7 protein-coding genes are annotated in these 19,611 nt (G+C 68.5%); 4 read left to right on the forward strand and 3 right to left on the reverse strand.

Going from position 1 to position 19,611, the window contains the following annotated elements; genetic code table 11:
• The first annotated feature begins 3 nt into the window (after positions 1 to 3).
• A complete protein-coding gene (locus tag F0U60_RS09895) occupies positions 4 to 5,169 on the forward strand; it encodes a hypothetical protein (RefSeq protein ID WP_395817117.1) in 5,166 nt (1,721 codons plus the stop codon).
• Positions 5,170 to 5,262: 93 nt separating this feature from the next.
• Here F0U60_RS09895 and F0U60_RS09900 read toward each other — a convergent pair whose 3' ends face one another.
• On the reverse strand, positions 5,263 to 7,866 hold the full coding sequence (locus F0U60_RS09900) for a M16 family metallopeptidase (protein WP_395817121.1): 2,604 nt from the start codon (positions 7,864 to 7,866) through the stop codon (positions 5,263 to 5,265).
• Positions 7,867 to 8,057: 191 nt separating this feature from the next.
• Between F0U60_RS09900 and F0U60_RS09905 the strand changes: the two genes are divergently transcribed.
• Both F0U60_RS09905 and hemW read left to right on the forward strand, forming a co-directional pair.
• Positions 8,058 to 9,767, forward strand: coding sequence for a hypothetical protein (locus F0U60_RS09905; protein ID WP_395817124.1), 1,710 nt, complete (start codon positions 8,058 to 8,060; stop codon positions 9,765 to 9,767).
• Between the two features lie 6 nt (positions 9,768 to 9,773).
• A complete protein-coding gene (hemW, locus tag F0U60_RS09910) occupies positions 9,774 to 10,997 on the forward strand; it encodes a radical SAM family heme chaperone HemW (protein ID WP_395817126.1) in 1,224 nt (407 codons plus the stop codon).
• Positions 10,998 to 11,012: 15 nt separating this feature from the next.
• On the opposite strand, the gene F0U60_RS09915 is transcribed toward hemW, so the two are convergent.
• Together F0U60_RS09915 and F0U60_RS09920 are read right to left on the reverse strand one after the other, a co-directional pair.
• The gene (locus F0U60_RS09915; protein ID WP_395817129.1) at positions 11,013 to 12,005 is read right to left on the reverse strand and encodes a shewanella-like protein phosphatase; all 993 of its coding nucleotides are present in this window, start codon (positions 12,003 to 12,005) and stop codon (positions 11,013 to 11,015) included.
• 110 nt (positions 12,006 to 12,115) lie between these two features.
• The gene (locus F0U60_RS09920) at positions 12,116 to 18,448 is read right to left on the reverse strand and encodes an Ig-like domain-containing protein (protein WP_395817132.1); all 6,333 of its coding nucleotides are present in this window, start codon (positions 18,446 to 18,448) and stop codon (positions 12,116 to 12,118) included.
• 296 nt (positions 18,449 to 18,744) lie between these two features.
• Between F0U60_RS09920 and F0U60_RS09925 the strand changes: the two genes are divergently transcribed.
• Entirely contained in the window at positions 18,745 to 19,551 is an 807-nt protein-coding gene (locus tag F0U60_RS09925; protein ID WP_395817136.1) for a tetratricopeptide repeat protein, read from the forward strand.
• Positions 19,552 to 19,611: the final 60 nt, after the last annotated feature.

The raw sequence follows: 19,611 nt of genomic DNA on the forward strand, positions 1-19,611 counted from the left end.
TTCATGATGCGCATCAACTTCGACACCATGCGACACGCTCTGCGGAGGCCGTTCATACGCAGGGTGGGTTTAGCTGCGGGCGTGGTGGTGGCGGGGGGCGTGGGACTGCTGGCTGTGGAGAGCCGCTCGGGTGCTGTTCCCCTGCCCGACAAGGCCGCGTGCTGCTCGAGCGCCGTGGCCGTTGGCGACACGATGATCAGCCCCGCGGTCGGTGGCGACAAGGACTTCTTCGAGGTCCCCGCCAGCCCTCCGAGCGCCATGTTCCTGCTGGGCAGCAACGAGTCCATGCAGGACTTCCCCGTGTACCTGCCCGAGGCGTTCACGCCCGGCTTTGAGCCTCCGCCCACGGCCTCCACCAAGCCTGGTGACCGCGGAGGCGAGGGTACGGCTGGACTCGCCCTCAACACGGGCTGCGATGACCCGGCGCTGGTCGCCGCGATGAACTGGTTCGACAAGGACAGCGCGGATCCGGGGAAGAACGGCTCCGTCATCTACGACAACGACGCCGACCTGGCCTCGCAGTTCTTCGATCCGAACAAATTCTATTTCACGCGCGGTCGGCGCATCTCCTTCTGGGTGGAGGAAGGTCCGGGCACGCTCTCCAGCGACTTCGAGACGATGACCACCTACGGGGACGCGCTCTCCGCGTGTTACGGGAGCGTGGGCTGGGATACCGCGGACTATCCCTATGGCTCCGTCGATGCGCAGATCATGACGGACTGCCGGCGCTGCCTGGCGACCAAGGGCTGGTGGCGGGGTCCGATCGTAACCGCGAAAACCTCTCCAACGCAGGCGGGTCCGCCGCGGGATTTCGACGAGCCGCCGCTGCCTCCTGAGGCGTTCCGCAAGTGGATCGTCAGCGGCCGTGTGCTCAACGTGCGTCCGCCCAAGTTCGTGGTCGCGCGCAAGGTGCTCAAGGACGTCATCAACATGGCGCCCAACGTGCGCATGGGCGTGGCCACCTTCGGCAAGGACCACGGTTGGTTTGATCCGCCGGAGGTGCTCGCGGGTCTGCGTCCGACCTGTGACAAGTCCTTCCCCACCATCAACGAGACGGCGCTCAATCGGCCCCTGCTGATGCAGGCCGTCAACAAGACGGAGTTCCGCAACAACGAGCGCTCCATCGGTGAGGCCCTGTTCGGCCTGGGTGGCTACTTCTCCTCTCAAATCTCGGACAAGAAGTGGGAGAACTGGTTCAAGCAGCCGCTCAGCCCCGGGTACTTCGGCTGGCCGGGCTGCTGCAACGGCGGTACCTACGACAACCCGTACACGGGTCAGCCTGGCGCGACCTATGCCGCGGGCGCCGATGAGTGGGTCAAGGCTCCCTACAATGATCCCGCCACGGGCTACCGACGGCCGGGCCAGCCGTGGGAGATCGATCCGCTGAACGAGCTGCCTTCTCCCGACAAGCGCTCTGTCTGCTTCGGCTGCCAGGTCAGCTCGGTCATCGTGCTGACGGACGGCGCGCCCAAGTACGACAACTCGGTGCCCATCACCAAGATGATGGAGCTGCTCGTCACCAAGGGTGTCCGGCACCCGGCTCCGGATTCGTCGTTGGTCAAGTTCAATCCGGCGGACCCCGAGCACAACCCGGACGTGGGCGGTGTCAACTACTGCGATCACTTCGAGAAGGCCCCGGGCGTCAAGTACACCAAGGAGGACTGCGACTACACCGACTGGAACTGGCCGACCGGTCTGGGCGTGGGCAACAAGAACTTCATGGATGACGTGGCCTTCTTCCTGGCCAACATGGACCTGCGCGACGACATGCCGGGTATGCAGTCCGTGCGCACGTACACCATTGGCTACGGCGACAACAGCGCCATGCTCCAGAGCATCGCGAAGGCCGGCAAGGGCAACTTCTACCGCGCCAACAATGCCACCGAGCTGCGTGAGGCCATCATCGATGCGCTCGGCGATCTGAAGGAGCTCTCCACCTCGTTTGCCGCCGCCAACATCTCCGGCGTGCAGGCGGGCGGGATTCAGTCGTCCGTGTACGTGCCGCGCTTCATCCCGCGCCGGGACCGTCCGTACGAGGGCCACCTCTACCGCTTCTTCTACTACAGCGAGTTCGCCCAGGGCTGCACGGCGGGTGGCGCGGGAGACCTCAACGAGGACGGCGACTGCGACGACTCCTTCTACGTGGACAAGCCGGCGGGCTTCTCGGGTGCACCGGGCACCGTGCCGGCCATCTCCAGCTTCACGAAGGACAACATCGTCCAGGAGAACACCGAGGGCATCTGGGTCAAGGTGAACACGGCGAGCCCCGTGGAGGGCGGCAAGCTGGAGGGCGGCTCCGCGGCGAAGCCCTTCTGGGACCTGGGCGAGACGATCGGCAAGCGCAAGGCGGCCCTGAAGTGCGACCCCAACAACCCGCTCAAGGAGGATGGTGGTCGCTGCATCTTCACCCTCGTCGATAGGGACAACGACGGCAAGTTCACCGCGGAGGACAACCCGCCTGTCGAGTTCCACGAGGACAATCTCGCCCAGCTCAAGAGCTACATGCTGGCAGCGGGTGACTCCTTCTGCGGCACGCTCTACGCCAAGCAGAAGAAGGCGTGGGCGGGCACCGCCGCGCAGCAGGACGACTGCCTCCTCCAACTCGTCCGCTACGTGCGCGGCCTGGACGTCTTCGACGCCGACGGTGATTCCATCCGGGATGAGGAGCTGCCCTGCGCGGACAACGCCAAGCCGGAGGACACCAAGTCCTGCAAGCTCGCGGACATCTTCCACTCCACGCCGGTGGTGGTGGATCCGCCCGTCGAGCCCTTCGTCTGCGACAACGCCCTGGCCGGTCAGTGCGTGTCCACCCTCTACAATCGAGTGGGGTTTATCGAGGTTCCCCAGCCCACGCCCATGGAGCCGGCTGCGAACTACATGGCCGGAAACTACGGCGCCTATTCCGAGTACATGTCGGAGCTGGGCGGGCGTGATCGCATCGCGCTGGTGGGCTCCAACGGCGGAATGATCCACGCCGTCCACGTGGGTTCGGTGACGGGCCGTTCCAAGGAGAACAAGTTCGACGACATCCACGACATTGGCACGGGCCAGGAGCTGTGGGCCTTCATCCCGCCGGACCTGATGCCCAAGCTGGGTTTGATGGTGAGCGGCCACGAGTACTTCGTGGACGGTACGGCCATGGTGCGTGACATCTGGGCGGATGGTGCTCCCAGTGGCACCTTGCTGGACCCGAAGCGGGATGGCGTCAAGCAGTCGGAGGAGTTCCGCTCCATCGCCGTCATCACCGAGCGCGGCGGCGGCCAGCGTTTCACGGCGCTGGACGTGACGGACCCGTACCTGATGCTCAAGGCGCTCAAGGATCCGGGCAACAAGAGCCTCCGGCCCTTCCGCTGGATGTTCCCCAATGCGTGCGACCATGCGTCGGTCAGCATGGGGCAGTCCTGGTCCAACTTCGCGCCCAGGCCGCCTCCCATCGGGCCGGTGCGCCTCAAGGCCAACGCGAGTTCGTCGAGCAAGGACGCTGAGCGCGGTTGGGAGGAGCGCTGGGTTGTTGCGATCAATGGTGGCTACAGCCCGGATCTGACGCGTGGCCGCGGCGTGTATCTGGTGGACGCCTGGTCGGGTGCGAAGCTGTGGTCTGCGGAAGCCCAGCCCGGCATCAAGACGACCGCTTATGATCAGGTCCTCAACCAGATGATGCCTGTGGTGGCTTCGCCGGCGCTGGTGGACATCGGCAAGGGCGATAGCGTGCAGATCGACGTGGACGGCTTCTTCGACACGCTGGTCGTCGGCGACATGGGCGGTCAGATGTGGACGTTCCGCCTGCATGTGCCGGGCGAGCGGGATGCCACCACGGGAGAGGTGACCAACTGGTTCGGTGCGCGCTCGCTGGAGATGGCGCGTGAGGACGGTCACCTGAATGGGCCGTACAGTGCTTGGAAGAAGGCGCCCTTCTTCCAGATTGCCTCCACGGTTCTGCAGCCGGACACGGGCTGGCTGCGTGCCTTCGTGGGCACCGGCGATCGGCAGCACCTGCGCACCACGCCGGGCACGGACTGCAGCGCGGACGACCTGCTGGCGTGCCTCCGGTTGAAGTGCAACGTGGAGGCGAAGTTCGTCGGAGAGCTCAACGGTCGCAAGCGCACCAACACCATCAAGTACGTGGGCGGCGTGCTGCAGAGCAACGTGGACGCCTGGGCCAACACTCCGGGCTCGGCGTGCTCCGGTGGCTCTCGGATGGAGCTGACCCAGCTCACCATCAGCTGCCCCACTGCGGCATACGGCTCCGCCGTGTACCCGCCGACGCTGCCGGCGGATGGCAAGCCCCGGGAGTTCTCGACCATGTCGTATTGCGCGCAGTCGGGCGCCACGTGGTCGTGTGACCACCTCCCCCTCAACTTGGCCGAGCACAGCGACCTGAAGTTGAGCGACGCCGAGAAGGCGGAGGTGGCGCTCAACCGCTACTTCGGCTTCCAGGCGTACGGCAGCGGTAACCGCACCTTCAGTGACGCGGCCGGCGCAGTGAAGTTCGACGGGATGCGCCTGACGGACACGGCGGGCTTCAAGTGCTCGGACGGCAGCTCGTGCTCGCTGGTGGACGTGACCATTCCGAATGCCTACTACAAGACCCTGCCTGCGGATGAGTCGGGGGTGGCGCAGCGCTACATCACCCCTGCCGACCTGAAGAAGCTGCCGGGCGCGGGTCCGGGCACTCCGGGCTGGTTCGTGCGCTACGACAACAGCTTGTTGGAGCGCACGGCGGAAGGGTCGACCGTGCTCGCGGGCGTCGTCTTCTGGCCTACCTTCTCTCCGTCCGCGGGGACGGGGGCCGCGGCCTGCACGTTGTCGGGCTTGGGTGACATGTCCTACTCGTGGCAGGCGGACGCCATCACGGGCCTGCCGGACCAGGCCGCGAGCTTCCAGGTGTACGATACGGATCCGTCCACCGGTAGGCGCATCCTGACGGGCTACATCCAGTCGAAGGCCCGCCCGACGGGTGGTCCTCCGGGCGCGGGAATGCCGGTCGTCACGCTGGCGAAGGATGGGTCCAAGCGCTACGAGGTGGCGATGTCGAGCCCGGGCTCGGCTCCCATCACGGAGGCGGCGAAGACCATGACGAACGCGGCTCCGGACATCTACTGGCTGGAGGTGCCGCGCAACCTGCACGAGTGCCGCCACGAGAACGCCGAGGCTTGCGCGCAGCCGTGAGCCGGGTGTTCCGGTGAGCCGGGCCTCCACCGAGGCTCGGTGAACCTCATCCCCTCTCCCCACTCGGGAGAGGGGATTTTTCTTTGCGGGGGCTCAGGGGCCGACAACGGCGAGCGCGCTACGCTCGAAGTCGATGAGCTGGCGGGCCACCGTGCGCACGTCCTCGGCCGTGACCGCCGCCACGCGCTCCGCGTAGTGGAAGAAGTTCTCCTGGCCCAGGTGGTAGCAGGCATCCAGCGCGAGCAGCGCGGCACGCGAGCCGTTGCGTTGCAGGCCAATCTCATGAGTGCCGATGAGATGCTGCTTCGCGCGGGAGAGCTCGGCCTCGGGGATGGGCTCGTCGCGCACGCGGGTGAGCTCCGTGCGGATGCCGGCGAGCGCGGCCTCCAGCTTCTCGGGGCTGGTGCCCATGTAGACGGCGAAGTAGCCCGGGTCCACGCCCTCCATGGAGAAGCTGCTGACGCTGTAGGCCATGGAGCGCTTGTCGCGCAGCTCCACGAAGAGTCGCCCGCCCTGGCCGCTGAGCAGCGTGGAGAGCACCTCCAGCGCGTGCCGCCGGCTGTCGCTCACCCGCACGCCCGGGAAGCCCAAGACGAGGTGGGCTTGTGCGCGTGCCAGGACTCGCTTGTCCGAGCGAGGGCCCTCGAGCGGCGGCTCGGGCTGTACCTCGGGCGGAGGTGCCGCGTGGCCGCGGGAGACTCCGAAGGCCTCGTGCGCGAGGGCGAGCACCTCATCCACCTTCACATCGCCCACCACGCTCAGGACGAGCTGCGACGGGTCCATGTGCGCGGCGTGGTAGGCGCGCAGTGCGTCTGGCCCCAGCTTCTCCACGGAGGACTGCTCGCCCAGCGTGGACAGCCGATAGGGATGCGTGCGGAAGAGGGTGCGGCCGAAGAGATCAAAGGCCACGCCGCTGGGCTTGTCCTCGCGCGTGAGGATGTCCTGCAGCAGCAGGGCACGTTCCCGAGCCACCTCGGCCTCGGGGAAGCGGGGGTTGAGGAGGCAGTCCGCGAAGAGCCGGAAGGCGGGCTGGAAGTGGCGTGAGAGGAACTCGCCGCGCAGGCCCACCGAGTTGCGTCCGCCCTGGCCCGTGAGCGAGCCGGCGAAGCTGTCGATGAGGTGGGAGATCTCCTCTGCGTCATGCGTCGGCGTGCCTCGGGTGAGGCAGCGGCCGAGCAGCGTGGTGAGGCCGTTGTTCTCTGCCGTCTCGTAGCGCAGGCCACCGGGGAACGCGGCACGCATGGCGAAGAGCGGCACGGCAGGCTCTTCGCGCACGAGGATGCGCGCGCCCGAGGGCAGCCGCTCCTCCACCACCCGACTCGGCGAGGCCGGTGCGGCGCGGCTCACCTTCAGCGCGGGCTCGGCGGACGCGGCTCGGGGAGCACGGCGCTCGACGGGGGCGCCAGGAGCCTCGCGGGACACCCGGTCGAGAATCTCCTCGGCCTGCTCTGCACTGAAGGGGGTGCCCGGAGGCAGCAGCCCGGTGATGACGGTGTGGTCGAAGCGCAGGTAACGCTCGGCGACCTCGCGGATGTGCTCGGGGGTGAGGCGCGCAATGGCTTCGTAGTAGCGTGCTTCCGCCGCCAAATCTCCCATGGAGGACTGGTAGTGGCCCAGCTTGCGCGCCAGTCCCTGCATCGTCTCGCGCTGGTAGATGGCCTCGGCCTCGATGAGGGCCTTCACCGTGGCCAGCTCGTCCGCGGGTACCTGGCCCGTGCGCAGCGCGGCCAGCACCCGCACCGTCTCCTCGAGCGCCTGGGGCAGCTTCGCGGGGGGCAGGGTGAGGCTGGCTGTGAAGAGGCCAGGGTCCCTCGGTGTGTAGGCGTACGCGTGGACGTCGTTGACGAGGCTGCGCTTGCGCTTCACCTCCAGCACCAGCCGGGACGTCTCGCCCTGGCCGGCGAGCATGGCCAGCGCGTCCAGCGCGGGCACGTCCGGGTGGCTCGCCTGGGGGATGGGGAAGGCGAGGTTGAGGTAGGCCTCCTTCACCTCGTCCGGACGCAGCAACACGCGGCGGCGGGTGAGCTCGGGCTCGCGCGCGCGACCCACGGCGCCCTCGTAGGGCCGGCCCCAGTCTCCGCCGAAGATTTCCTCCACCCACCGGCGCAGCTCTGCCTCGGTGAAGTCACCCACAGCCGAGAGCACCAGGTTTTTCGGCGTGTAGTGCCGCCGGTAGAACTCGAGCACCTTGTCCCGGTTGAAGCTGCGCACGCTCTCCGCGGTGCCGATGACGGGGGCGCGGTAGGGGTGCACCTGGTAAGCCGTGGAGAAGAGATCGCGCGAGGCCCGCCGGGCTGGGGTGTCTTGGCTGCGTTTGATCTCCTCGCACACCACTTCGATTTCGCGCGCCAGCTCGTCCGCGTCGAAGGCGGAGGAGCGGATGGCGTCGCCGAGGATGTCCAACCCCATGCGGGCGAACTGGCTGGCGATGACGATGTGGTAGACCGTCTGGTCGAAGGACGTCCAGGCGTTGATTTCACCGCCGTGGGCCTCCACGTCGCGGGCGATCTCCCCGGGGCCGCGTCGGGCCGTGCCCTTGAAGAGCATGTGCTCGTGCAGGTGCGCGAGTCCGGCCTGATCAGGACGCTCATCGGCGCTGCCGGCCTTCACCCACACCTGGAAGGCGGCCACCCGGGCGGAATGCAGCTCCTCGAAGACGACGGTGAGTCCGTTGGGAAGTGTGTAGCGCTGAGCCATGGAACGTCTGAACCTGTCACCGGCTGTGGGGGGAGGCAAGGCAAGCCGGCGGCCTTTCCGCCCAGTCCCTAACGCCTGGGTGGGCCCACCGCGACCCTGTTGTGAGCCTGGAGACCAGACGGGAGGCCGGAGGGCGTGTGGATGCGGACGTCTGTGGAGAAGAAGAGGTTCGGGCGTTAACGTGGGCGCGCATGGGGTCGTCGTCAGAGGAGAGGGATTCACTCACAGAGCTGCGGGAGGGGTTGGAGGAGGACGCGCGTCCCGCGGCCCTGCCCGGGCCCCCGCCGCTACCGCCACGCCGGACGGGGCCTGCTCCCGACACGGGCAAGGCGCCATCCGTCACTCCGGCTGCCTTCCGGCCCGCCATGTCGCTGCCCTCCGTGCAGGCCTCGTCCCGGGCTTCTTCGGAGGCGGTGACGGCCCCGGTGCGCCCCGTGGGGTGGGCGGACCCCTTCGCGGAACCCCCCGAGCCTCGCATGCCGCTGGGGAGCGCCCCGGAGGAGAAGCTCGAGCACTTCCGCTCGGTGCTGAAGCAGAAGACGGAGACGCTGACGCGCGCGAGGGCGCTGTACTCCGAGCGTGAGTCCGAGCTCCAAGAGCTGCGCGTCTCCGAGGCCACGCTGCGCAGGCAGTTGACGGAGGCGCAGGAGCAGCTCGGCGCGCTGAAGGACTTGCCCGCGAAGCTGGAGCAGGCCTCCCTGGCGTTGTCGCGCGAGGCAGCGCGTACGGCGGCGGCCGAGGCGAAGGTGACGGAGCTGCAGGGCGAGCTGCACACGGCCGAGGAGGACCGCAAGGACCTCTCGCGCGCGCTGGCGGAGGTGGAGTCGGAGCTGTCGCGCGTCACCGGGGAGCTGAAGCACGAGCGGAGCTCGCGCGGCGCTCTGGCTGAGGAGCTCGTCGGGGCAAAGGAGGCCCTGTCGCTGGCGCAGGACCGGGTGGCGGAGCTGGCGGCGGAGCGCGCCGAGATGCAGGGGGCGCTGGAGGCTGTCCGTGAGCAGTACCAGGCCAACCTGGCCGAGCTGGAGGACACGGGCGAGCAGCTGCGGGCCGCTCAGCGGGAGCGGGAGCTCGTGGCGGCGGAGCGGGCGGGGTTGTCGGCGCGGGTAAAGCAGCTGGAGACGATGCTCGCGGAGTCCGAGGGGTCAAGCAGCTCGCTGGAGGAGGCGCAGACGCGCACCCGCGAGCTGGAGGCCGAGCTCGAGACGGCACGGGCCGAGGTGGCGGAGCTCGCGTCGTTGAGGGAGTCGCTGGCGGTGAGCGAGGCCGAGGTGGTGCGGCTGCGCGATCGGATGGAAGCGGACGCCGCAGCGCTGAGCGAGGCGGCGGAGCAGGCCGAGGCGCAGGTGGCGGAGCTGCAGGCCGAGCTGCGGACGGTGGAGTCGGACCGGCAGGATCTCTCGCGCGCGCTGGCCGACGTGGAAGCGGAATTGGGACGGGTACGGGAGCAGGTGGCGCAGCAGGAGGCGAAGGGCGAGGCGGAGGAGGAGCTCGAGGTCGAGGAGTTGGATGCCGAGCGCCGCGCGCAGGAGGCGGAGGAGCAGGTGGAGCGGCTGCGGCAGCGGGTGACGATGCTGGAGGGCGCGCTGGATGCCTCGCGCAACAAGAGCCAGGCCTCGGATGAGGAGGCCGCGGCACGCGAGACGCTGGAGGCCCGGGTCGCGGAGCTAGAGGCGGAGCTGGCGGAGGAGCGGGAGCGGCGCGCCGAGTTGGAAGCGTCGGCCCCGGAGGAGTCCGGGACGTCCGCCGAGCTGATCGCCGAGCGCGACCAGCTCAAAGAGGATGTGGCGACGATGAAGCGCAAGCTGATGGCGGCGGAGACGGCGCTGGAGGCGGCGGCCAGCTACAAGATGAAGGTGAGCCGGTTGGAGGCGCAACTCGCGCAGCTCCGGGGAGGGAAGTAGCACCGGATGGATTTCGCGGGCCCCATCGACCCTCTCACGGGGACTCCGGCGGCGCGTTTCGGGCTGTACGTGCACTTCCCGTACTGCCTGGCCAAATGCCCCTACTGCGACTTCGCGGTGGCGGTGGTGCGTCAGGTGCCGGAGGAGCGCTACGCGCGCGCGGTGCTGGCGGAGTTGGACACGCGGCTGGCGGCGGAGCCCTCACTGCGCGCACGGCCTCTGGAGTCCATCTTCCTCGGGGGTGGCACACCCTCCATCTGGCACCCGCGCTGGGTGGCGCACGTACTGGAGGGCGTGGCGGCACGGCTGAAGGTGGCACCGGGGGCGGAGATCTCCCTGGAGGCCAACCCGAGCGTCGCGGACGCCGAGCGCTTTGCGGGCTACCGGGCCGCGGGCGTCAACCGGCTGTCGCTGGGCGTGCAGTCCTTCCATGAGGAGACGCTGAAGGCACTGGGGCGCGAGCACACCAGCCAGGAGGCCGTGGCGGGGTACGAGATGGCGCGGCGGGCGGGCTTCGACGTGGTGTCCATGGACTTCATCTACGGCGTGCATGGACAGACGCGGGCGCAGGCGGAGGCGGATGCGCGCCAGGCCGCGGCGCTGCAGCCCGAGCACCTGTCCACCTATGCGCTGACGGTGGAGCGGGAGGTGCTGGCGGTGGCCACGCCGCTGTCCCGGCAGCTCGACAAGGGGGAGCTGGCGCTGCCTCCGGACGAGGAGGTCGTGGAGATGGCGCAGGCCATCCGCGAGGCCTACGAGGCTCACGGGCTGCGCCGCTATGAGATCTCCAACCACGCGAGGCCGGGGTTCAGCTCACGGCACAACGCGCTCTACTGGACGGGGGGCGAGTACCTCGCGCTGGGAGTGGGGGCCACGGGGATGCTGCTCACGTCCGGGTCGGGCGAGCGGCCCTCGGGCTACCGCTATGTGAACCTGCGCGGCTCGGACGCGTACATGCGGGCGGCGGAGGAGGGTACCCTGCCCGAGTCCAGTCGCGAGGAGCTTGGGCCTCAGGAGCTCTTCGAGGAGCGCCTGGCCATGGGGCTGCGGCTGCGCTCCGGGGTGGACTGGGAGGCGGTGTGTGTGCGCTACGGGCAGGATCCAGCGCCGCGCCGAGCGGAGATCTCCCGGCTGGTTCAGCACGGCCTCGCGAGGCTCGATGACCGGAAGCTCGTGCTCACGGATGCGGGCGCGGACGTGCACAGCGCCATCAGCGCGCGGCTCCTGTAACCCGCGTGCCGGGGTTCAGGGGCTGACCTGATCGCCTGAGACAGGGGTGGGAGCCACCAGCTCCTCGCGGCCATCCTTGTAGAGGGCGGTGAGCTTCCCGCCGCGAATCTCCAGCGCGGCGAGGTGGTGGCCGTAACCGGTGCTCAGGCCGGTGTCGATGAACACCGCCTTGCCGCCGCACCGCATCCGGATCTTCCCATCCCGGTCGGTGGTGTGCCCCATCACCATCCGCTTCGCGCCGAAGCGCTGCAGCACCGCCTCGAGGGCGGGCGCCGCGCTCTCCTCCTCGCCCAGGGCGTAGCCGCGGAACCACAAGGGCCCCTGCGGGTTCGTCGCACCCCCTGGAGGGTTGCCGGGGAACAGGTCCTGCTTCACCCAGCGGTTGAGCTCGGTCAGCGTCTTCGCCGGTACCTCCGGGGCAACCCCGCCGTGCACGAACAGTGTGTCGTTGATGCGCACCACCGCGGGGTGGGTGCGCAGCCAGCGGCCATAGCGCCCCTGGAGCCCATACGCTGCACGGTGTCCGTTGAGCCCCTGTTGCGTGCCGGGTGCATCCGGCGTGGGGTCCTGGTCCGCGAACGAGGCCAGCTCGCCCGGGGTGACGTAGCGCAGGTCCCCGAGCATGTTCATCACCTCATGATTGCCCAGCAGCGTATGCACCCGGCCTCCCGCCGCGCGTGCCTCCTTCTCCAGACGCATGAGCAGCTCGAAGGCCTCACGGGTGTGGTCGCCGCGATCCGGGATGTCCCCTGTCTGCACCAGGTGGGTCTTGCCGCCGCTCCACCGGCCCTTCTCGTTGATGAGACCGGCCAGCCGTAGCACCTCCTTCAACGCCTGCACGTCCCCATGCACGTCACCCACCGCGACCACTCGCGCCACGCCGGAGAAGGTGTCGGGAATCACGTCCTCCAATTGGGGTGAGGCCGGAGCGGTCGGAGGAGGCGCTGCCGCCAGAAGCAGCGGAACGAGCATGGACACGAGGAGCGGGCGGGTGAAGGTGGAAGACATGGGGTCTCGCACAGTAACAAGGGATTTCAAACAGGAACGGCGCGAGCAGGTCGATTCCCTGCTCGCGCCGCCTGGGCCCCGGCTCGGGGCCGGGGTTTTGACTCTGGAGTCTACTCGCCGGCCATCCTCAGGATGTTGAACTCCACACGGCGATTGTTCTCGCGGCCAGCCGCCGTCTTGTTGGTGTCCACGGGCTTCTCCTGCCCGTAGCCCACCGACTCGAGGCGCTCCGCGGCGATGCCCTCGCGGATGAGGAAGGCACGCACGTTGGCCGCGCGGCGCTGCGACAGCTTCAGGTTGCTGACGGCGTTGCCCTGGTCATCCGTATGGCCCTCCACGCGTAGCAGCTCAATCTGCGGGTTGGCGCGCAGCACCGACGCCACCTGCTTCAGCAGATCGAAGGACCTGGGCAGGATGACGTCCTTGGCGGTGGCGAAGTAAACCTTGTCCAGGATGACGATGCGCTTGGACTCCAGGCGCACCTTGGACTTGCCCTCATCCGGGCAGCCGTCCTCGTCCTTCACGCCGTTGATGACCTCGGGCTGCATGGGGCACTGGTCCTCCCAGTCCGGCACGCCGTCCTTGTCGTTGTCCGGATCCGGGCAGCCGTCCTCGTCCTGGAAGCCGTCGTTGTCCTCGGGTTGGGTCGGGCACTTGTCCTGGGGGTCCATCAGCCCGTCCTTGTCCGTGTCCACCGGCTCCTTGTCCGGGCAGCCGTCAGCGTCCTCGAAGCCGTTCACCGTCTCCGGCTGCAGGGGGCACTTGTCCTGGGTGTCCACGATGCCGTCCGCGTCGTTATCCGGGTCCGGGCAGCCGTCCTCGTCCTGGAAGCCGTCCGGGTCCTCGGCCTCGTTGGGGCACTTGTCCTGGATGTCCGCGGTGCCCGCCCCGATGCCGTCCCCGTCCGTATCGATGGGGGCGGTGGGCGCGCGCTCACCGGGCTGGGTCCAGTCGAGGCCGGCGAAGATGCGGAAGCCCGGGGTGCCATAGCCGCGGGTGATGCCCGGGCCACCGCCCACGTGGGCCGCCAGCCCCGGGTTGATGCGGTACTGCAGCGCCGCGAGGAGCTCCAGCGGACGCCCCTCCATGTCCGGCTCGTTCAGCCCGACGGCGCCCGCGAGGTTGGCGCGGAGCGCGAGCTTCTCGGCGAGGGGCACCTGGGCACCCACCGCGTACATCAGCTCGGCGCCCGTATGCAGGTTGCGCACCTGCTGCTCGGGCTGGAGGTTGGCGCCCAGGTTGGCCACCACCCTCAGGCCGTTGCCGTTGCCCCACTCACCCACGAGCTGGGGTCGCGCGCTCACGCCCGCGCCACCGCGGAAGCCTTGACCCCCCGCGGAGGGCAGCAAGACAGGGACGACCAGACCCAGGTCGAACTTGCCCGCCGTCAGCAGGTGCGCCTTGGGCACCAGCCGCAGGTCGCCCACGCCGCCGCCACTCACCCCATTCTGGAAGACGGGCGTGACGGCGGCGCCGTTCTCGGAGGCCTGGTACGTGAGGGGCAGCGCCACACCCAACTCGAACCGGTTCCACAAGGAGATGGACCCCATCAGGTCTACCGTCACCTGGTTGGCGACGATGTCGTAGACGAAGTCGTCCTGGCGCGGGTCGAGGACGCCCAGGGGGTTGCTCGCGTAGTGGAGCGAGGCCCCCAGGTGCCAGCCGAGGTGCTTGTCCACCCGGGCGCCGTGCACGCCGAGGATGTCCGTGGCGCCTGGGCCGGGCTTGTAGCGCTGCACGTCGATGGACTGGGACAGCGGGGACGGGGTGGGGGCCTGGGCGTCCGCCGCCGGAGCGGATAGCACACCCAGGAGGCCCAGCAGCCCACCCGCCACGGCGGTGCCACGGCGCGAGGAGCGCCGCGAGCGCATCAGCGGCACGGCGAGCAACAGCGCCGCCAGCCACACCAGCGCGGAGCCGCCACCCGAGGTGCTGCAGCCACGGCCGGCGATGAGGAAGTCGTCCGTGTCGTCCTGCGGGTTGGAGTTGCTCCACACCTCTTGTCCGTCCGGGATTCCGCCGTCGTCGGTGTCCGCGTCGTCCGCGGCGCTCTCGCCCGAGTCGAGGCGGCCGTTGTGGTTCTGGTCCTCGTCACCGTCCTTCAGGCCGTCACCGTCGGTGTCGATCTTCTTCGGGTTGGTCGTGGTGGACGGGTCCTCGTCCGGCACGAAGTTGGGCGAGTCGGTGTCGGTGCCCTCGGGGGCGGTTTCCTTCGTCACGCCGAGCTCGGTGCCGTCGTTGATGCCGTCGTTGTCACTGTCCGGGTCGAGTGCGTCCATGATGCCATCCCGGTCCGTGTCGCTGAGGCCGTCCTTGCCATCGATGACGCCGTCGTTATCGGTGTCCGCGTCATTCGGATCGAGGCCGGCATCCACCTCGAGCTCGTCGGCGATGCCGTCATCATCCGTGTCCTTGTCGTCCCTGGGGTCGAGCGGATTCGTCTCGCCCAGGTCGATGGCGCCGTTGTGGTTGGTGTCCTCGTTGCCATCGGACGTGCCGCCGCCATCGGTGTCCGCCTTGAGCGGATCCGTTCTCGTGGCGGGGTCCGCGTCGGGCTGGAAGACGGCCAGGTCGGTGCCCAGGCCCTCGGGAGAAGAGAGACCCTTCTCGGTGCCGTCCTGGAGGCCGTCGCCATCCGTGTCGATCTTGCGCGGATCCGTCTCGCCCGGGTCCACATCGCCGTCGTGGTTGGCGTCTTCGTTGCCATCCAGGATGCCGTCGTTGTCCGAGTCGTCATCGTTCGGATCGGTGCCGGTGGCCATCTCCAGGCTGTCGGGGATGCCGTCGTTGTCCGTGTCGGCGGGGACGATGTCGTCCTTGGGATTGAGCGGATTCGTCTCGCCAAGGTCGGTATCGATGCGGCCGTTGTGGTTGATGTCCTCCGAACCATCGGGCACGCCGCCATCGTCGGTGTCCGCGTCGAGCGGGTTCGTCTGGGTGCTCGGATCCTCATCGCGCTGGAAGAGCGTCGCGTTGGTGCCCGAGCCCTGGGGAGAGGTCAGGCCCTTCTCGGTGCCGTCCTGGAGGCCATCGCCATCCGTGTCGGCCTTGTTCGGGCTGGTCTCGCCGGTGCCGGTGTGACCGTCGTGGTTGGCGTCCTCGTTGCCGTCCAGGAGGCCGTCGTCATCCGAGTCGTCGTCGAGCGGATTCGTCGTGGTGGAGGGGTCCGTGTCGGGCTCGAAGATGGACGTGCTGGTGCCCGAGCCCTGAGGCGTGGTCAGGCCCTTCTCGGTGCCGTCCTGGAGGCCGTCGTGGTCCGAGTCGCGCTTGCGGGGATCGAGCTCACCCGAGTCCACGATGCCGTTGTGATTGGTGTCCTCGTTGCCGTCCAGGATGCCGTCGTCATCGGAGTCGTCATCGTTCGGGTTGGTGCCGGTGGCCGTCTCGATGCTGTCGGAGATGCCATCACCATCCGAGTCGGCCGTGAGCTTGTCGTCCGCCTTGTTGTTGGGGTCCGACTCACCGGAGTCGATGCGGCCGTTGTAGTTGAAGTCCTCCGCACCGTCGGATACGCCGCCGTCATCGGTATCCTTGTCGAGCGGGTCCGTCGTGGTGGTGGGGTCCTCATCGCGCTGGAAGATGGACCCGTCGGTGTTCAGGCCCTGGGGCGAGCGCAGGCCCTTCTCGGTGCCGTCCTGGATGCCATCACCATCCGTGTCGCGCTTGCGCGGGTCGGTCTCTCCCAGATCCACGAAGCCGTCTCCATTGGTGTCCTCGTTGCCATCCGTGATGCCGTCGTCGTCGGAGTCGTCATCGTTCGGGTCGGTACCGGTGGCCTTCTCGATGCTGTCGGCGATGCCGTCATTGTCGGTGTCGACACCGATGAGCCAGGTGTAGGTGGCCGGAGTGGGGTCCACGATGCCGCCATAGGTCCTGGCACGCACGGCGAAGGTGTGGCGACCCTCGGGCAGCTCGGTGTAGGTCTTCGGGCCGGTGCACGGCACGAAGGTACGGCCGTCGAGGCTGCAATCGTAGCCTCCGATGTCGAACCGCTCGGGGGCGTCGAAATTGAAGGTGGCCGTGGTGCTCGAGGTCTTGAGCGGCGGCTGGGCGGTGATCCTCGTATCGGGCGGTTTCGTCTCGATGGAGAACGGGACGGTGTTCGAGGAGCTGATGTTGCCCGCCGCGTCCTGCGCCTTGGCGCTGACGGTGTGCGCGCCATCCACGAGCGGTTCCGGCGCCTGGATGGACCAGTTGCCGGAGGCATCCGCCACCACCCGGCCGATCACCTTGCCATCGACGCTCACGATGACCGTGGAGTTGGGCTCAGCGGTACCGATGAACAGGGGACGCTGAATGGGGAGCTTGGCGCCGGAGGCGGGCGTGGTGATGACGGGCGGCGTGGGAGCCTCCGTATCCACCGTGAAGGTGGTGGTCGCCGGCTGACTCGGGGTGCCCGCGCTGTTCGTGGCCACCGCGGTGACGGTGTGGGGGCCCTCGCCCAGCGGCGTGCTTCCCGTGCAGGACCAGGCGCCGGAGGCCGAGACCGCGGCAGTGCAGAGGACCTTGCCATCCGAGTCCTTCACGGTGACCGTGGTTCCCGGCAGGGCCGTCCCGGTGTACGTGGGCGTGTTGTCCGTGGTGTAGGAGCCATTGGCGGGCGTGCTGATGACGGGCACCGGGACGATGGCGACCTCGATCGTCGTGGGCCCGCTGCCGCTCGGGCTATGCGAGGGCGTTCTCACCGGGTCGATGCCCAGCATGCCCCCGGCCTCGATGAAGGCCTGGTTCTCCACCTTGCCCTCGGACTTGACCCTCATTTGGAAGGAGATGCTGGTGCTCTCGCCCACATCCCCGGGAAACACGATGCCCTTCAGGCTGCCGCCCTTGCTGGCCGTGGCGCCCGTTCCCAGATAGACGGTGAGGGTCCGGGTGGCGGTGTCGTACGAGGCGACGTCATCTCCCTTGGCGTCGGTGCGGGGACCGGGGGTGGCGGTATCACTCGCCGCCACCGTGAGGACCTTGATAGACCCCGAGACGTACTCGAGCTGAGCGGGCAGCACGTCGATGAGGACCGTGTCGCGTGAGTGGTCATCCCCCACGTTGATGGTGGAGATGGTGTACTCGATGATGTCGCCGGGGCGGACCGTGCCATCGGTGCGGCTGATGTTGCGAGCCGACTTGATGGTGTTGGTGAAGTCCGGGGCCTGGGTGGTGATGGAGGTGACGAAGCCGCCCAGCCAGAACTTGTCACCGCTGGTGTTGACTCGCACCGTGGCCGACTTCGTCCCCGCGGCCACCGTGACGTCCACGACGTCCAGGTCCATGCCGGACATGCTTCCGGGCGTGCCGGTGAGCTGGGGACGGTCATACCTGTGGCTCACCGGAAGGGTGTCGAGCACCCCGTCGGTGCCCGCGTCGAGTCCACCGAGCGGTGTGTCCGTGCGCACGCTGGTCTTCTGGGTGGTCCAGGAGCGCGTGCTGTTGAAGAAGTTGTTCGCCGGGTTGAGGTCGTTGCTGAGCAGCTTGCCGTTGAACTCGAACGTGTCGTTGATGTCCGGCGAGGGGTCATCACCCTCGAAGGCGACGACGCCCAGCTTGGCGTCCTGGGCATAGCTCGGCACGTGGAAGCCGGAGAGGGCAATGGTGGTGCCGGGAGTACCCGCCACGACCCGCATGCTGTCGAAGAGCTTCAGGTGCCGCTTGTTGGCGCCCGGCTCCTCGTAGAAGACCACCATCCACCAGGCGTCGAAGAGGTACTCGCCGTTCGCGGTGTCGAGGGGAAGGGCCAGCACGTCACTGACCTGGTAGGCACCCGGACCGTAGGCCTTCACGATGTCCGTGATGTCCGCCGTGGACTGGTACTGGTACTCGGTGACCCCGTCGTATTGGAAGGCGTAGTCATCGGCGGTCAGGGTCTTCTCGAAGCCGGCCACGCCTGGCCGGGCCAGGATGGCGGTGAGGTCCGGCGCCTGGACCTTGTCGCCCGCTGCCGCGTTGAAACGGGTGGCTGCCCAGTAGAGGCGCGCGTACGTCACCTTGGCCCGAGGGGGCAGGGTGAGCACGGCCTGGGAGCGAGCCTTGAGAGGATCTGGCGGGGGCGTGATGGGGGTGCTGCCATCCACCGCGGGGAGATAGGGACGGGTGGCGGCTGCCGTGTTCTCGACCGTCCAGTCATCCAGGGTCCAGAAGAAGTCCGGGGAGGTATCGCGTTGGGAGCAGCTCCTCTCCCCGTACACGGGCTCATTCGACGGCGTTGTGCCGACGAGCGGCCGGGGCGTCGTGCTGCGGCAGTCCTGCCCGAGTGTGTTTCCGATGAGCGCGAAGTTGCCGTACTGGTCGCTCCAGTAGCGCAGCTTGGGCTCCGCGTCGCTGGTCGGGGCCTGAGCCTGTGCGTGGCCGGCCGTCAGCAACACCAGGAGGGCCAGCAACAGCCTTGGCGCAGACGTCAGCGCCGCGAGGCCACGGCGTGCGGCCGGGGTTGACGGGAAAGGAGTTCGCATAAGAGCCACGGAATTGAAGGAAGGGGAGTGGATGACCAGGGCGCTCCCTGCTGTGCAATGCCGAAGCCATCGCGCGCCCGAGTGTTGAGCTTATGCCAGTTTCATTCCAGGCTCCGAATTCTCGGCTCGCGCCTGCCTGGGCAGATGGCTTGGGGCATCACAGGGGGGCTCTGGGGGGTGACGGCTGCTCAGCAGGCAGTCATGTGCGCTGTGGCGGAACGCCCCTGTGGCGAAACGCCACGCCACACTCCAGGTGGCGTGTGGTGCCCTCGCCCCTCCTGATATGAGGCCACCCCATGAACACCAGTTGGCTCCTGTGGCTGGTCCTCTCCGCGTTGACCGGCAGCCCGGTGCTGTCGGCCTTGGCCGTGTTGGGCTTCATCTGGGTGGCGGACCGCTACACCGTGGGCATCCTTCCGAGCCCCTTCCGGGCACTGGGGCGGTGGCAGCGCGCCTCGAAGCTGCAGCGGATGCTACAGGCCAACCCGCATGACCGTCGGGCGCGCTACGAGCTGGCGGACCTGTGGGTGCGGCGCGGGAAGTACGCGGCGGCGGTGGAGGTGCTCAAGCCCAACCTGGAGGCGGGCGACGACGACCAGGCGACGCTGTTCCTGCTCGGGGTTGCGTACCTGGGCGCGGGGGACGCGGCCCGGGGCGAGCTGTTGCTGGACGAGGCGGCGAAGCAGGAGCCGGGCTACCAGATGGGAGCCATCGACCTGGAGCGTGGGCGCTTCCGGCTGGCGCGTGGGGACCTGAAGGGCGCCATCGAGGCCCTGGAGCGGCTGCGAGCGGCCCGGCCCGGGACGGTGGAGGGGCGGGTGTTGCTGGCGCAGGCACTCGACCGGAGCGGTCGTGACGGAGAGGGGGCGTTGATGCGCGAGGAGGCCTGGAAGGAGTACGTGGTCGCGCCTGGCTTCCAGCGTCGGCGCGAGCGACTGTGGGCGTGGCGTGCGCGTCCCAGCCGCCCTATCGCCTACGGGGCAGTGCTGGTGGTGGTCCTGGCGCTCGGCTTCTCGCTTGTGAGCCGGTTGTCGGTCCCTGCTCCTTCTCCGGACGGGTATGGGTACTACGACGATCCGGGCATGGCGGCTGACAGCGAGTGAGGCCGCTCCCCGAGTGAAGGGGTTTGGAGCGGCAAGGGGCGGGCCTCTAAGCTGCGGGCT

This window comes from Archangium minus (assembly GCF_044360475.1).
Classification (GTDB): Bacteria; Myxococcota; Myxococcia; order Myxococcales; family Myxococcaceae; genus Archangium; species Archangium minus.